Annotated in this window: 16 protein-coding genes; 11 read left to right on the top strand and 5 right to left on the bottom strand. The window is 68.6% G+C overall.

The genetic code is table 11. The features are described 5' to 3' along the window. The first annotated feature begins 8 nt into the window (after positions 1-8). Positions 9-947: an ATP-grasp domain-containing protein gene (locus tag ACXPWS_RS18035; protein WP_458713585.1), complete on the top strand. Its 939-nt coding sequence runs from the start codon at positions 9-11 to the stop codon at positions 945-947. Here the strand turns inward: ACXPWS_RS18035 and ACXPWS_RS18030 are convergent. From ACXPWS_RS18030 to mptB, 5 genes are all read right to left on the bottom strand, one after another. Continuing rightward, positions 897-1,817, bottom strand: coding sequence for a COX15/CtaA family protein (locus tag ACXPWS_RS18030; protein ID WP_458713584.1), 921 nt, complete (start codon positions 1,815-1,817; stop codon positions 897-899). The genes ACXPWS_RS18035 and ACXPWS_RS18030 overlap by 51 nt on opposite strands. An 84-nt stretch (positions 1,818-1,901) precedes the next feature. Beyond that, positions 1,902-2,579: a DUF429 domain-containing protein gene (locus ACXPWS_RS18025; protein WP_458707973.1), complete on the bottom strand. Its 678-nt coding sequence runs from the start codon at positions 2,577-2,579 to the stop codon at positions 1,902-1,904. Positions 2,580-2,598: 19 nt separating this feature from the next. Next, positions 2,599-3,372: an ABC transporter permease gene (locus ACXPWS_RS18020; protein ID WP_458707972.1), complete on the bottom strand. Its 774-nt coding sequence runs from the start codon at positions 3,370-3,372 to the stop codon at positions 2,599-2,601. Next, positions 3,369-4,301 carry an ABC transporter ATP-binding protein gene (locus tag ACXPWS_RS18015; protein WP_458707971.1) on the bottom strand — a complete coding sequence of 311 codons (933 nt, stop codon included), beginning with the start codon at positions 4,299-4,301 and terminating at the stop codon, positions 3,369-3,371. Before ACXPWS_RS18015 ends, ACXPWS_RS18020 begins: the two co-directional genes overlap by 4 nt. Continuing rightward, the gene (gene mptB, locus ACXPWS_RS18010) at positions 4,298-5,917 is read right to left on the bottom strand and encodes a polyprenol phosphomannose-dependent alpha 1,6 mannosyltransferase MptB (protein WP_458707970.1); all 1,620 of its coding nucleotides are present in this window, start codon (positions 5,915-5,917) and stop codon (positions 4,298-4,300) included. The genes ACXPWS_RS18015 and mptB overlap by 4 nt, the downstream gene beginning before the upstream one ends. 23 nt (positions 5,918-5,940) lie before the next feature. Between mptB and ACXPWS_RS18005 the strand changes: the two genes are divergently transcribed. From ACXPWS_RS18005 to ACXPWS_RS17960, 10 genes are all read left to right on the top strand, one after another. Next, positions 5,941-6,783: a helix-turn-helix transcriptional regulator gene (locus ACXPWS_RS18005; protein WP_458707969.1), complete on the top strand. Its 843-nt coding sequence runs from the start codon at positions 5,941-5,943 to the stop codon at positions 6,781-6,783. Continuing rightward, positions 6,780-8,207 carry a Fe-S cluster assembly protein SufB gene (sufB, locus tag ACXPWS_RS18000; protein WP_458707968.1) on the top strand — a complete coding sequence of 476 codons (1,428 nt, stop codon included), beginning with the start codon at positions 6,780-6,782 and terminating at the stop codon, positions 8,205-8,207. Before ACXPWS_RS18005 ends, sufB begins: the two co-directional genes overlap by 4 nt. Next, on the top strand, positions 8,207-9,379 hold the full coding sequence (gene sufD / locus ACXPWS_RS17995; RefSeq protein WP_458707967.1) for a Fe-S cluster assembly protein SufD: 1,173 nt from the start codon (positions 8,207-8,209) through the stop codon (positions 9,377-9,379). Before sufB ends, sufD begins: the two co-directional genes overlap by 1 nt. Next, on the top strand, positions 9,376-10,158 hold the full coding sequence (gene sufC / locus ACXPWS_RS17990; protein WP_458707966.1) for a Fe-S cluster assembly ATPase SufC: 783 nt from the start codon (positions 9,376-9,378) through the stop codon (positions 10,156-10,158). Before sufD ends, sufC begins: the two co-directional genes overlap by 4 nt. Before the next feature lie 2 nt (positions 10,159-10,160). After that, a complete protein-coding gene (locus ACXPWS_RS17985; protein ID WP_458707965.1) occupies positions 10,161-11,408 on the top strand; it encodes a cysteine desulfurase in 1,248 nt (415 codons plus the stop codon). After that, positions 11,408-11,872, top strand: a complete 465-nt coding sequence (sufU, locus tag ACXPWS_RS17980) for a Fe-S cluster assembly sulfur transfer protein SufU (protein WP_458713583.1) — start codon at positions 11,408-11,410, stop codon at positions 11,870-11,872. The genes ACXPWS_RS17985 and sufU overlap by 1 nt, the downstream gene beginning before the upstream one ends. After that, on the top strand, positions 11,869-12,210 hold the full coding sequence (locus ACXPWS_RS17975) for a metal-sulfur cluster assembly factor (protein WP_458707964.1): 342 nt from the start codon (positions 11,869-11,871) through the stop codon (positions 12,208-12,210). The genes sufU and ACXPWS_RS17975 overlap by 4 nt, the downstream gene beginning before the upstream one ends. A gap of 54 nt (positions 12,211-12,264) precedes the next feature. Further along, a complete protein-coding gene (locus tag ACXPWS_RS17970; RefSeq protein WP_458707963.1) occupies positions 12,265-13,341 on the top strand; it encodes an NADH:flavin oxidoreductase in 1,077 nt (358 codons plus the stop codon). 84 nt (positions 13,342-13,425) lie between these two features. Continuing rightward, a complete protein-coding gene (gene trxA, locus ACXPWS_RS17965) occupies positions 13,426-13,773 on the top strand; it encodes a thioredoxin (protein ID WP_458707962.1) in 348 nt (115 codons plus the stop codon). A gap of 31 nt (positions 13,774-13,804) precedes the next feature. Continuing rightward, complete coding sequence (locus ACXPWS_RS17960; protein ID WP_458707961.1) at positions 13,805-14,626, top strand: enoyl-CoA hydratase; 822 nt, start codon at positions 13,805-13,807, stop codon at positions 14,624-14,626. Positions 14,627-14,636 lie beyond the last annotated feature (10 nt).

Below are 14,636 nucleotides of genomic sequence, written 5' to 3'. Positions count from 1 at the left end.
TCCACTGGGTGAAGCTGGCCCGCCCCGACGTGTTCCATCCCCGCATCGTGTTCGCGAGTTGCCCGGCGCTGCCCGAGGGCGACAGCGACGACGACGGACTGGTCACGGCGCTGCGCGGCCGCGGGCTGCACGTGCAGTGGAAATCCTGGGACGACCCGGCGACCCTGCAGGCCGATCTGGTGATCCTGCGCGCCACATGGGATTACACCGAGCGGCTGGACGATTTCCTGGCCTGGAGCCGGCAGGTGCGCCGGTTGCTCAACCCACCCGAACTGGTGGCCTGGAATATCGACAAGCATTACCTGCTGGACCTGCGCGCCGACGGCGTGCCCATCGTGCCGACCCGCTATTTCGGCGCCGAGGACGCGGTGGTGATACCCGCGGGTGAGGTCGTGGTCAAACCCGCGGTCGGGGCGGGCTCGGCCGGTGCACAGCGGTTCGCCGACCCGGCACCGGCACACGCCCACGCGGAATCCTTGCAGGCGCAGGGCCGCGCGGTGCTGGTCCAGCCCTACGATCCGCGGGTGTCGGCGGGGGAGACGGCCCTGGTGTTCCTCAACGGGGAACCCTCGCACGCCTTCACCAAAGGCCCGTTGCTGCCGGCGCCGGGGGGCGCGCCGGTGTTCGAGGAGACCGGTACCTTCGCCGCCGAGACGTTGTGGCCCGCCGATCCGGATGAGGCGCTGTGGGATCTCGGGCACGACGCGGTGGTGTCGGTGACGCGCCGATTCGGGATCGCCCGCACCGATCTGCTCTATGCCCGGGTGGATGTCATCGGCGGCCCGGATGACCCACGTCTGTTGGAACTGGAATTGGTGGAACCCTCGTTGGGCTTCCGTCAACTCGGCGCCGCGCACAAGGCGCGCGCCGAACGGGAATTCGCCGTGGGGGTCGAATCAGCCCTGCAGCGGTTCGGTCTGGGTGCGCTGTCGCATCGACGCCCATAGCGCCGCGGTGGCCGCGGTGCACGCCGCGGCGAACGCCACGTGCAGGGCGACCAGCGCCGCGGGCACGCCGGTGTAGAACTGCACCGCGCCGACCATGCCCTGCAGGGCCACCAGGACCACCAGCACCACCAGACGCAGTCGCACCGCGCGCGGCGCCGCGACCGCCAGCAGCCCGAAGCCCAGGCCGATCAGTAGGCCCAGATAGGCCACCAGCAACGAGGAATGCACGTGCACCAAGGTGGTGATCTCCACCTGCAGCCGCGGCACCACCCGGTCCAGACTCTTGTCCCCGGCGTGCGGGCCGGCGCCGGTCACCAGCGTGCCGGCCACCAGGATCCCGGCGAGCACCAATGCGCAGAGAACGGTCAACTGGCGCAAGGGTTTTCCCACCTGCTCGGTGACCACGCCGTCGTCGGGTTCGCCGATCTTGACATAGAGCAGCACCGCCAGCCAGACCATCAGCATCGAGGCCAGCAGGTGGATGGCCACCGTCCACCACAGCAGGCCGGTGAGCACGGTGATACCGCCCATCACGGCCTGCGCGACGGTGGAGGCCGGCATCAGCCACGCGTACACCAGCACCTCGCGGCGGCGCCGGGCCCGCGTCACCGCGAGCACCGCCAGTGCGGCGGTCGCCACCACCCCGAAGGTGAACAGCCGATTGGTGAACTCGACGGCCTGATGCACGAACGCGACCTCGGCGTGCGGCACCGGCACGAAGCTTCCGGGAAAGCACTGCGGCCAGGTGGGGCAGCCCAGCCCCGACGCGGTGACGCGGACGATCGCCCCGGTGACCGAGATGCCGCCCTGGGTGAGGATCACCAGGAACGCGATGAGGCGCTGCACGCGCAGGCTGGGCAGCGGCAGCAGGTCGACGACTCTGAGAAACACCCGTCCGGCAGCCACGGCCCCGATCGTAGAGCAGCGTGAACTACGCGCCGTAGTAGGGGCGGTTCAGCACCAGATCGCGATGCGCTGGCCGCGCTCGTTGAGCTGCGGCGGATCGGGCACGCAGAAGGCGACTCCGGCGGCGATCCGGGCGGCGCTCCAGGACGCCGCCGCGGCGTCGAGGACGTCATCGGCAGGCACCTGCGCCGCCGCCCCCAGATCCTCGGGCAGGTCGATGCCGTGCGCCGCCAGCACCCGCAGCCGGGCCCGTTGGCCGCGCCAGGTTTTCTTGGTGCCGTCCTCGAACCGCAGGCCCATCTGCTGAAACGACAACTCCGGGTGCACCTCCCACAGCGCCACGGCACCGTCGTCGTGGACGGTGTTGGCGTCCAGCAGCTTGGCCCGAAGTCCCCAGGACTGGATGCTCATGCCCTTGCCCATCAGGCGACGGCTCAGCGCGCTGGCCGTGGCGTGGTCGGGCTGCTCCCAGCACGGCCGGGGCGCGATCTGGAAAATGGTGGACCGCCGCCGGCCGAGCAGGGCGCGGGCTGCCACATCGGTGCCGCGCGCGCCCGCATCCATCAGACCGAGCGGGATGTCCACTCCGATCGCCGCGGCAGCACCGATATCGCGAACCAGATCGGCAAGGCGCGCGGCGACGTGGATGCCCGCGAAGCGCCCGTCCCGCAAGGTGACACCGACCCAGCCCGCGCGGCAGGCGTCCACGCCGGCGACGGTTTTCATGCGCGTGGCCCTCGGCGCCTCAGGTGAAGCGGAACCAGCGCAGCGCGCACAGCCCGGCCACGGCGCCCCAGACCGCCAGCACGGCCACCCCGAACCAGTCCACCGACAGCGTCATCGCCTGGGTCAGCGATTCCGTCAGCGCGCCCGAGGGCGTGAGCCGGGCGATCCAGGCCACCCCGTGCGGCACCAGCCCACTCTCCAGGGTCAGCGCGCCCAGTCCGGCGAACACGAACCACATCAGGTTGCCCACGGCCAGCACGATCTCGGCTTTCAGCGTCCCGCCCAGCAGCAGGCCCAGTGCGGCGAACGACGCGGTACCCAGTGCGATGACGACCGCGCCGAGCAGCAGGCCCACCGGCGCCGGGCGCCAGCCGAGCGCAAAACCGATGGCGCCCAACAGGATCGACTGGAGAAACACCACCGTCACCACCGCCAGCGACTTGCCGGCGATGATGCCCCAGACCGGTAGGGCCGTCGCCCCGAGCCGCTTGAGAGCGCCGTAGCGGCGGTCGAAGGCCACCGCGATGGCCTGACCGGTGAACGCCGTCGAGATGACGGCCAGCGCCATGATCGCGGGCGCGAACGTCGCGGCCCGGTCGGTGCCGAACGAACCCAGCGGCAGCAGCGTCATCCCGATCAGCAGGGTGATCGGGATGAACATGGTCAGCAGCAATTGCTCGCCGTTGCGCAGCAGCAGCTTGAGCTCCAGCCCGTACTGGGCGGTCAGCATCTTGGTCACACCCGCCGGGCGCGGATCGGGGGAGAAGGTGCCCGCGGCGAAACGGTTCGTCATGAGCGAAGCTCCCGGCCGGTCAGATCGAGGAACACGTCCTCCAGGCTGCGTTGCTCGACGCGCATATCGGTGGCCAGCACGTTCACCCGCGCACACCACGCGGTGACGGTGGCCAGCACCTGCGGATCGATGTGACCCTCGACCAGATACTCGCCCGGGGCCGCCTCGGAGGTGCGGTAACTCTCCGGCAACGCCGAGACCAGCAGGGCAAGATCGAGTTTCGGCGGTGCGCTGAACCGCAACTGGTTCTCCGCGCCGCTGCGGGTCAGTTCGGCGGGCGTGCCCGCGGCGACCGTCTTGCCGTGATCGATGATCACCAGCCGGTCGGCCAGTTCCTCGGCCTCGGACAGCTGGTGGGTGGTCAGCACGACGGTGACCCCGTCGCGGCGCAGGGCATCGATCAACTCCCACACCACGATGCGGGCGTGCGCGTCCATGCCGGCCGTGGGCTCGTCGAGGAACACCAGTTCGGGACGGCCGACCACGGCGCAGGCCAGCGCGAGGCGCTGCTGCTGGCCGCCGGACAGCCTGCGGTAGGTGGTGCGGGCGGCCTCGGTGAGCCCGAGGGTGTCCATCAGCCACTGCGGGTCCAGCGGGTCGGCGGCATAAGAGGCGACCAGCTTGAGCATCTCGCCGGCGCGGGCGGCCGGGTAGCCGCCACCGCCCTGCAGCATCACCCCGATGCGCTCGCGGACCCTGCTGTTCTCGGTGGCCGGGTCCAGGCCGAGGATCTCGATGGTGCCCTCGTCCGGACGCAGGAACCCCTCGCACATCTCCACGGTGGTGGTCTTGCCGGCGCCGTTGGGGCCCAGCAGGGCCAGCACTTCGGCGCGCTCTACGTCGAGGTCGAGTCCGGACACCGCGGTGGTCGACCCATAGCGCTTGGTCACCCCGCGCAGGCGCACGGGTGGGGACGAGGCGGTGGTCACGGGGATTCAGCGTAAGCGGCGGGCCTGACGATGGCGTCGCCGGGCGGTGCCCGCCAGGGCAGCCGCCGCCAGGTCAACGCGATCAGCAGCACCACGATGACGGCGCTAGCCAGGACCGCATCCACGATCTGGAACAGGGCGAACCGGTCACCGTTGGCGGTCGGGCCGAAGATGCCGACCACCAGGGTGATCGCGATGGTCGAGCCGCGGAATCCCGGCCGGGTGGCCCAGGTGGCCAACGGGATGATCGCCCACAGCAGGTACCAGGGCTGCACCACCGGGAACAACAACACGGTGGCGCCCAGTGCGACGCCGAGCCCGCCCACCGGATGCAGCCGGCCGCGGAACACCGCCAGCAGCAGCCATGTCACCAGGATGGCGATGATGAACACGCCGATGCCACGGGTCAGGCCCAGTACCGCGGTGGTGTGGTCGCCGAGTCCGAGCAGGATGCCCACCTGCCCGGTGCCCAGCGCGATCAGCGTCGGCGGCGACATCCAGGACCGCACCACGTTCGCCGTGCCCAGGGTGAACAACCAGCCGAAGCCCAGCCCGCTGGCCCAGCCGATCACGGCCATCACCAGCAGCGAGATGGCGCCGAGGGAGAAGCTGGCGGCCAGGAAGGCCTTGACGGTGCCACCCCATTGCCACGCCAGCGCCATCCCGACGAAGCCGATGGCCAGCAGTGACGGCAGTTTCACCTGGGAGGACAGCGCGATGAGCACGGTGCCGAACACCAGCATGCCCAGCGGCTGCGGCGGCATCCGGCAGGTGCCCTTGCGTGCGCCGTCGATACCGCGCAGCGCGAATTCGGTGCCGCTGAGCATCAGGCCGAGCATCAACGCCTCGTTGTGGATTCCGGCCACCAGATGCATGAACAGCAGCGGATTGCACGGCCCCAGCCACAGGGCACCCACCTCGGTGACCCCACAGCGGCGGGCCAGCCGCGGGGTGGCCCAGACGATCAGGCCGACTCCGACGAGCACCACCAGCCGGTGGAACAGCACCGCGGCGACGATGTTCTCACCGGTCAGGGCGGAGATGCCGCGGCCGATCCAGAGGAACAGCGGGCCGTACGGCGCCGGGGTCTCGCGCCAGATGGTGGGCACCGACAAGGTGAAGACATGGTCCAGCCCGAGGCCGGGGGCGGGGCCGACCTTGTAGGGGTCCAGCCCGAGGCGGGCGATCTGGCTCTGTGCGAGATAGGAGTAGACATCCCGGCTGTACATCGGCGGGGCGATGAGCAGCGGCAGCACCCACAGCATCAGGGTGCGGTCGAGTTGGCTGCGCGACATCCGGTGCGGGCCGAGCGCGAACCGGCCCAACATCAGCCAGGCCAGCGCCATCATCACCGCACCGGTGGTGGTCATGGTCAACGACACGGTCTGGATGCGCGACGGCAGATTCAGCAGGCGCACCCCGAAGGTGGGATCCTGTACCACCGGGCGGGCGCCGGCCCCGAGAGCGCCGATCGCCATGAGTACGGTGCCGGTCGCGCCGAAAACCCTGGTACGACGGAGGGAGGCGACCTCGGCGTCGTCGAGTGGGGAGCCGACCGTTCTCTCGTCGGCGTGCCATCGGGCGACCGCGGAGCTGAAGGACCCGAGCGCGGTCATCCCAGCAGCGTAGACGTGGCGCAGTGAGCTCCTGCACAGTTAGGGTGCCCTTGCTGGAACCCCAGGTTGAATTCGGACACAATAGTGTTGTGAAATTAAATCCGGAGGTTTCGGGCGGGGCCGTGGCCACGGCCGTGCCCGCCGGATCCGGGGTTTCCGGGCTGTCTGAGGGACATACCCGCAGTGCCATCGTGCAGCTTCTGCTGGAGGGTCCCGTCACCGCCGGTGACATCGGTGAACGGCTCGGCATCTCCGCGGCCGGTGTGCGCCGCCATCTCGACGCGCTGATCGAGGCGGGCGACGCACAGGCCAGCGCCGCCGAGGCGTGGCAGCACAACGGCAGGGGCCGGCCCGCCAAGCGATACCGGATCAGCGCGGCCGGACGCGCCAAGCTGGCGCACTCCTATGACGACCTGGCCGCCGCCGCGATGCGGCAGTTGCGTGAGATCGGCGGCGACGAAGCGGTCCAGACCTTCGCGCGGCGCCGGATCGACGGCATCCTTGCCGAGGTCGTGAGCGCTCCGGCCGCCGACGATGTGGCCGAGACGGCCGATCGGGTGGCCTCCGCGCTCACCAAGGCCGGTTACCGCACCACCACCACGCCGGTGGCCGGGCCACTGTCCGGTGTGCAGATATGCCAGCATCATTGCCCGGTGTCACACGTCGCAGAGGAGTTCCCGGAACTCTGCGAGGCCGAGCGGCAGGCGTTCGCCGAGATCCTGGGCACCCACGTCCAACGGCTGGCCACCATCGTCAACGGTGACTGCGCCTGCACCACCCATGTTCCACTGGGGCCTGACCGGCCCGCATCCGTTCGACCCACAGCCCGGGCCGAATCCACCACCACACAAGGAGTGTCGTCATGACCCTCACCCCGGAGCAGTTGACTCAGGAGGAGACCATTGCCTCCCTGGGTAAGTACGGCTATGGCTGGTCGGACTCCGACGTCGCCGGCGCCAGTGCCCAGCGCGGTCTGTCCGAGGCCGTCGTGCGCGATATCTCGGCCAAGAAGAGCGAGCCGGAGTGGATGCTCGACGTCCGCTTGAAGGCGCTGCGCACCTTCGGCAAGAAGCCGATGCCGAACTGGGGCTCCAACCTCGAGGGCATCTTCTTCGACAACATCAAGTACTTCGTCCGGTCCAGCGAGAAGCAGGCCGCCACCTGGGACGACCTGCCCGCCGACATCAAGAACACCTACGACAAGCTCGGCATCCCGGAGGCGGAGAAGCAGCGTCTGGTCTCCGGTGTCGCCGCGCAGTACGAGTCCGAGGTGGTCTACCACTCGATCCGCGAGGACCTGGAGGCCCAAGGCGTCATCTTCCTGGACACCGACTCCGGTCTGCGTGAGCACCCCGAACTGTTCCGCGAGTATTTCGGCACCGTGATCCCGGCCGGCGACAACAAGTTCTCCGCGCTGAACACCGCGGTGTGGTCGGGCGGTTCGTTCATCTACGTCCCCAAGGGCGTGCACGTCGACATTCCGCTGCAGGCCTACTTCCGGATCAACACCGAGAACATGGGCCAGTTCGAGCGCACGCTGATCATCGCCGACGAAGGCTCCTACGTGCACTACGTCGAGGGCTGCACCGCACCGATCTACAAGAGCGACTCGCTGCACTCGGCGGTGGTGGAGATCATCGTCAAACCCGGTGCGCGGGTGCGGTACACGACCATCCAGAACTGGTCCAACAACGTCTACAACCTGGTCACCAAGCGGGCCAGGGCCGAGGCGGGCGCCACCATGGAGTGGGTCGACGGCAACATCGGCTCCAAGGTCACCATGAAGTACCCGGCCGTGTGGATGACCGGCGAGCACGCCAAGGGTGAGGTGCTCTCGGTCGCGTTCGCCGGCGAGGGCCAGCACCAGGACACCGGCGCCAAGATGCTGCACCTGGCGCCGAACACGTCGAGCAACATCGTGTCCAAGTCGGTGGCCCGCGGCGGTGGCCGGGCGTCCTACCGCGGCCTGATCCAGATCAACAAGGGCGCGCACGGCAGCAAGTCGAGCGTGAAATGCGATGCGCTGCTGGTTGATTCCATCAGCCGCTCCGACACTTACCCGTATGTGGACATCCGCGAGGACGACGTCACGATGGGCCATGAGGCCACCGTGTCGAAGGTCAGCGAGGACCAGTTGTTCTACCTGATGAGCCGCGGCATGACCGAGGACGAGGCGATGGCCATGGTGGTGCGCGGCTTCGTCGAGCCCATCGCCAAGGAACTCCCGATGGAGTACGCCCTGGAGCTGAACCGGCTGATCGAACTGCAGATGGAAGGCGCGGTCGGCTGATGGCGGAACTCATCCAGAACCTGGCTGACGCCAACAAGGGCGAGGCGTTCACCTCGTTCGACGTCGACGCTTTCGAGGTGCCCGCCGGCCGCGACGAGATCTGGCGGTTCACCCCGCTCAAACGGCTGCGCGGCCTGCACAACGGGTCGGCGCCGGCCACCGGCAGCGCACTGATCGAGGTCTCGCAACGGCCCGGCGTCACCGTCGAGACCGCCCACCGCGGCGACGAACGCCTCGGCCAGGCCGGCGTACCCGCCGACCGTGTTGCCGCCCAGGCATTCTCGTCGTTCTCCCAGGCCACCGTCGTGACCGTCGCCCGCGACACGAAGGTCGACGAACCCATCGAGATCACCGTCAGCGGCCCAGGCGAGGGCGCGACGGCGTACGGGCATCTGCAGATCCGGGTCGAGGAACTGGCCGAGGCCGTGGTGGTCATCGACCACCGGGGCAGCGGAACCTACGCCGACAACGTCGAATTCGTGGTCGGCGACGCGGCCCAGCTCAAAGTGGTGTGGATCGCCGACTGGGCCGACGATGCCGTGCACGTCAGCATGCATCACGCCGCGCTGGGCCGGGACTCGGTGCTGCGGCACTTCGCGGTCACACTCGGGGCCGAGGTCGCCCGGCTGACCGGGCGGGTGCAGTTCCGCGCGCCCGGTGGTGACGCCGAGCTGCTCGGGCTGTACTTCGCCGACGACGGCCAGCACCTGGAATCCCGGCTGCTGGTCGACCACGCCCAGCCCAACTGTCGCTCGCATGTGACGTACAAGGGTGCGCTGCAAGGGGATCCGTCCACCGACCGGCCCGACACCCACACCGTCTGGATCGGCGATGTGCTGATCCGTGCCGAGGCGACCGGTACCGACACCTACGAGGTGAACCGCAACCTGGTACTCACCGACGGCGCCCGCGCCGATTCGGTACCCAATCTGGAGATCGAGACGGGCGAGATCGTCGGCGCCGGACACGCCAGTGCCACCGGACGATTCGACGACGAGCAGCTGTTCTACCTGCGCGCCCGCGGTATCCCGGAGAACCAGGCCCGCCGGTTGGTGGTGCGCGGTTTCTTCGGCGAGTTGATCCAGAAGATCTCGGTGCCCGCGGTCCGCGACCGGCTCACCGCAGCGATCGAACACGAACTTGAACTGACTGAAGGACATATCCACTCATGACCACTCTCGAGATCAAAGATCTGCACGTCAGCGTCGTCTCCAAGGAAGACGGGACGGACATCCCGATCCTCAAGGGCGTCGACCTCACCGTCCGCTCGGGCGAGACGCACGCCGTGATGGGTCCCAACGGATCCGGCAAGTCGACGCTGTCCTACGCCATCGCTGGCCACCCCAAATACACCGTCACGTCGGGGTCGATCACCCTGGACGGACAGGATGTGCTGGAGATGTCCATCGATGAAAGGGCCCGGGCCGGACTCTTTTTGGCGATGCAGTACCCCGTCGAGGTGCCCGGGGTGTCGATGTCGAACTTCCTGCGCACCGCCGTGACCGCCGTCCGCGGCGAGGCGCCCAAGCTGCGGCACTGGGTCAAGGAGGTCAAGACCGCGATGTCGGACCTCGACATCGACCCGGCGTTCTCCGAACGCAGCGTCAACGAGGGCTTCTCCGGTGGCGAGAAGAAGCGGCACGAGATCCTGCAGCTCGGTCTGCTCAAGCCCAAGATCGCCATTCTGGACGAGACGGACTCGGGTCTGGACGTCGACGCGCTGCGCATCGTCAGCGAGGGCGTGAACCGCTACGCCGAGGCCGAGCACGGCGGCGTCCTGCTGATCACGCACTACACCCGCATCCTGCGCTACATCCAGCCGCAGTTCGTGCACGTCTTCTTCGACGGGCGCATCGTGACCTCCGGTGGCCCCGAACTGGCCGACGAGCTCGAAGAGAACGGTTACGAGCGCTTCACCCAGGCCTCCGATCAGGCACACGCCGGAGCTTAGCGATGACCGCGTCGATCGATCTGGACGTCACCAGGATCAGATCTGACTTCCCGATCCTGAGCCGGGTGATGCGCGGCGGAAACCAGTTGGCATATCTGGATTCCGGTGCCACATCGCAGAAGCCGCTGCAGGTGCTCGACGCCGAACGCGACTTCCTGACCACTTCCAACGGCTCGGTGCACCGCGGCGCGCACCAGCTGATGGAGGAATCCACCGACGCCTACGAGCAGGGCCGCGCCGATATCGCGGCGTTCGTCGGGGCCGCCGATGACGAACTGGTGTTCACCAAGAACGCCACCGAGTCGATCAATCTGGTGTCCTACGCGCTGGGGGACCGCCGGTTCGCCGACGCCGTCGGCCCGGGCGACGTCATCGTCACCACCGAGCTGGAACACCACGCCAATCTGATCCCGTGGCAGGAGCTGGCCCGGCGCACCGGGGCCACCCTGAAATGGTATGGCGTGACCGACGACGGCCGCATCGACCTGGACTCGCTGGAACTCGACGAGCGGGTGAAAGTCGTCGCGTTCACCCATCATTCGAATGTCACCGGCGCGGTCGCGCCCGTCGCCGAGCTGGTGTCGCGGGCCAGGGCCGTCGGCGCCCTGACGGTGCTGGACGCCTGCCAGTCCGTTCCACACCAACCGGTGGACTTCCACGGACTCGACGTCGACTTCGCGGCGTTCTCCGGGCACAAGATGCTCGGCCCGACCGGTATCGGCGTGCTGTACGGCCGCCGGGAACTGCTGGGCGCGCTGCCGCCGTTCCTCACCGGCGGGTCGATGATCGAAACCGTCACGATGGAGGCCACCACCTACGCACCGGCCCCGCAGCGGTTCGAGGCGGGCACGCCGATGACCTCCCAGGTGGTCGGGTTGGCCGCCGCCGCACGGTATCTCGGTGCGCTGGGCATGGATGCGGTGGCCCAGCACGAGAACGAATTGGTGGGCGCCGCCCTGGACGGACTGGCTGCGGTCCCCGGGGTGCGGATCATCGGGCCGGCGTCGTTGGAGCACCGTGGTTCGCCGGTAAGCTTCGTCGTCGACGGGGTACACGCCCACGATGTCGGGCAGGTGCTCGACGACGACGGGGTGGCCGTTCGGGTGGGGCACCACTGCGCCTGGCCGCTGCACCGGCGGTTCGGTATCGCGGCCACCGCGCGGGCGTCGTTCGCCGTGTACAACACCCTCGACGAGGTGGACCGGCTGGTGGCGGGGGTCAAGCGGGCCGTCGAATTCTTCGGGGCGTGATTGCCGTGAGAATGGAACAGATGTACCAGGAAGTGATCCTGGACCACTACAAACACCCACACCACCGCGGGCTGCGCGAACCGTTCGGTGCGCAGGTCCATCACGTCAACCCCACCTGCGGTGACGAGGTGACCCTGCGGGTGGCGTTGTCCGACGACGGCCAGACCGTCGAAGACATCTCCTATGACGGCCAGGGCTGTTCGATCAGCCAGGCCGCCACGTCGGTGCTCACCGATCAGCTGATCGGATCCAGCGTCGGCGACGCGCTCAAGACGGTCGCCGCGTTCACCGAGATGGTGTCGTCCCGCGGCAATGTCGAAGGGGACGAGGACGTGCTGGGCGACGGCATCGCGTTCGCCGGGGTGGCGAAGTACCCGGCGCGGGTGAAATGCGCGCTGCTGGGCTGGATGGCGTTCAAGGCCGCCGTGGCGGAAGCAAGCAACGATGTGGAGGAGCGGCTATGAGTGAGACCACCGGCGAGGAACTGCTGGCCGACGTCGAGGAAGCGATGCGCGACGTCGTGGATCCCGAGTTGGGCATCAACGTGGTGGACCTGGGACTGGTCTACGGGTTGAACCTGGAAGACGGTGACACCGGCAAGGTGGCGCTCATCGACATGACGCTGACGTCTGCGGCCTGCCCGCTGACCGACGTGATCGAGGACCAGACCCGCACGGCGCTGGTCGGTGCCGGTCTGGTCAACGAGATCAAGCTGAACTGGGTGTGGAACCCGCCGTGGGGGCCGGACAAGATCACCGACGACGGCCGCGAGCAGCTGCGGGCGCTCGGCTTCACCGTTTAGATCGCCGGTAGCGGAAAAGGAATCCGCCGTCGCGTGCGGCGGTTACAACACTGCATGGCCGACCTGTTCGCACCACTGCGCGTCAAGAACCTGACGCTGCCCAACCGCTTCGCCATGGCTCCGATGACCCGCGCGGCCTCGCCGGGCGGCATCCCCGGGCCCGACGTGGCCGCCTATTACGCACGCCGGGCGCAGGGCGGGGTGGGCCTGATCATCACCGAGGGCGTGCGGATTCCACACCAGGCCGCCGGCTACCCGCCGCGGATCCCGACGCTCGACGGCGCCGACAGCCTGTCCGGCTGGCAGGCCGTCACCGCGGCGGTGCACGCGCACGGTGCCGCGATCGCCGCGCAGCTGTGGCATCAGGGCGCCGAGCGCGATGACAGCGACGGCGTGGTCCCGGTCAGCCCGTCGGCGCTCAACAGTGTCGGCGCGGTCAAGGGGCGGGCGCTGGAGGCCGCGGAACTCGACTCCGTGCGGCAGGCCTATGCCACCGCCGCCCGCAGTGCCCGCGCCGTCGGTTTCGACGCGGTCGAATTGCACGGTGCACATGGTTACCTGCTCGACCAGTTCCTCTGGGACCGGACCAATGTCCGCGAGGACGGCTACGGTGCCGAGCGCACCCGGTTCCCCGCCGAGGTGGTGGCCGCGGTCCGGGACGCCGTCGGCCCGGACTTCCCGATCATCTTCCGGTTCTCGCAGTGGAAGGCGAACGCCTACGACGCGCGCCTGGCGGCCGACCCGGCCGAGCTGGAACGGGTGCTGACCCCGTTGGTCGAGGCCGGGGTCGACGTCTTGCACCCATCGACCCGCAGGCACTACGCCCCGGCATTCCCCGGCGATCCGCTGACCCTGGCGGGCTGGACCAAGAAGCTCACCGGCATACCGGTCATCGGGGTGGGCTCGGTCGGGCTGGCCACCGAGTTCAAACCCGGTACCGCGGGCACCGGTCGTATCGAACCGGCCCCGGTCGACCGGTTGCTGGAGCAGTTCGACGCCGGCGAGTTCGACGTGATCGCCATCGGCCGGGCGCTGCTGGCCGAGCCCGGTTGGGTGAACCGGTTGCGCACCAACACCCTTGGCGAATTCGCCGGATATGACGCCGAGCGTGCGCTGGCGGAGTTGCACTGATTTTCGGCCATCGCCGGCACGCCGCGCCGCGGACGGCGAAGATTGTCCTGGAACAACCAGGATTGGGAAAACGTTAGGACAAACGTGGGTACACAAGACATCACCGCAGCCGAATTCAAGGGCATCCTCGACGACAACGAGATCGTGATCGTCGACTTCTGGGCGTCGTGGTGTGGCCCGTGCCGGGCCTTCGCGCCGACCTACGGCGCCTCCGCGGAGAAGCATCCCGATGTGGTGCACGCCAAGGTGGACACCGAGGCCGAACCCGAGCTGGCCCAGGCCGCCGAGATCCAGGCCATCCCGACGCTGATGGCGTTCAAGAAGGGCCACCAGGTCTTCCGGCAGTCGGGCGCCCTGCCGCCGGCGCAGCTCGAGGAACTGATCGCCAAGATCAAGGACTTCGACATCGACGCGGCCATCGCGTCCCAGTAGTACCGACGCGGGCACGCGCTAGCGTGCACGTGTGAGTGAGCACAGCGAATTCGTACTCGTCGACCGACCGCTCCCGGGCGTGGCGTTGATCACGCTGAACCGGCCCGAGCGGATGAACTCGATGGCCTTCGACGTGATGGTCCCGCTCCGCGCGGTGCTGGACGAGGTGCACGTCGACAACGACGTCCGGGTGGTGGTGCTCACCGGTGCGGGCCGCGGTTTCTCCTCGGGGGCCGACCACAAGTCGGCCGGATCCGTACCGCATGTGAGCGGCCTCACCCGCCCGTCGTTCGCGTTGCGCTCCATGGAGGTCCTCGACGACGTCATCCTGACGCTGCGCAAATTGCATCAGCCGGTGATCGCTGCGGTCAACGGCGCGGCCATCGGCGGGGGCCTGTGCCTGGCCCTGGCCTGCGATATCCGGGTCGCCGCCACCGGCGCCTACTTCCGGGCCGCAGGCATCAACAACGGGCTGACGGCCAGCGAGCTGGGTCTGTCCTACCTGTTGCCGCGGGCCATCGGTGCGTCGCGGGCGTTCGAGATCATGCTCACCGGTCGCGACGTGGACGCCGCCGAGGCCGAGCGGATCGGACTGGTGTCGCAGGTGGTGCCCGACGGCGATCTGCTGCAGACGTGTTACGCCATGGCGGAGCGGATGGCCGCGTTCTCCCGGCCCGGAATCGAGTTGACCAAGCGGACGCTGTGGAGTGGACTGGACGCCGGGAGTCTGGAGGGCCACATGCAGGCCGAGGGCCTCGGCCAGCTGTACGTGCGTCTACTCACCGCCAACTTTGAAGAAGCGGTCGCTGCGCGCAAAGATAAGCGGTCGCCGGTGTTCACCGACGACAGATAGTTCACTCATG

The sequence above is a fragment of the Mycobacterium sp. BMJ-28 genome, from assembly GCF_054404835.1.
This window is presented reverse-complemented; position numbering and strand designations above follow the sequence as displayed.

Excerpts from the sequence above, each read along its gene's own strand:
- ACXPWS_RS18025 (WP_458707973.1), bottom strand. The coding sequence starts at position 2,579 with ATGAAAACCGTCGCCGGCGTGGACGCCTGCCGCGCGGGCTGGGTCGGT.
- ACXPWS_RS18020 (WP_458707972.1), bottom strand. The coding sequence starts at position 3,372 with ATGACGAACCGTTTCGCCGCGGGCACCTTCTCCCCCGATCCGCGCCCG.
- mptB (WP_458707970.1), bottom strand. The coding sequence starts at position 5,917 with ATGACCGCGCTCGGGTCCTTCAGCTCCGCGGTCGCCCGATGGCACGCC.
- sufB (WP_458707968.1), top strand. The coding sequence starts at position 6,780 with ATGACCCTCACCCCGGAGCAGTTGACTCAGGAGGAGACCATTGCCTCC.
- sufD (WP_458707967.1), top strand. The coding sequence starts at position 8,207 with ATGGCGGAACTCATCCAGAACCTGGCTGACGCCAACAAGGGCGAGGCG.
- sufC (WP_458707966.1), top strand. The coding sequence starts at position 9,376 with ATGACCACTCTCGAGATCAAAGATCTGCACGTCAGCGTCGTCTCCAAG.
- ACXPWS_RS17985 (WP_458707965.1), top strand. The coding sequence starts at position 10,161 with ATGACCGCGTCGATCGATCTGGACGTCACCAGGATCAGATCTGACTTC.
- ACXPWS_RS17975 (WP_458707964.1), top strand. The coding sequence starts at position 11,869 with ATGAGTGAGACCACCGGCGAGGAACTGCTGGCCGACGTCGAGGAAGCG.
- ACXPWS_RS17970 (WP_458707963.1), top strand. The coding sequence starts at position 12,265 with ATGGCCGACCTGTTCGCACCACTGCGCGTCAAGAACCTGACGCTGCCC.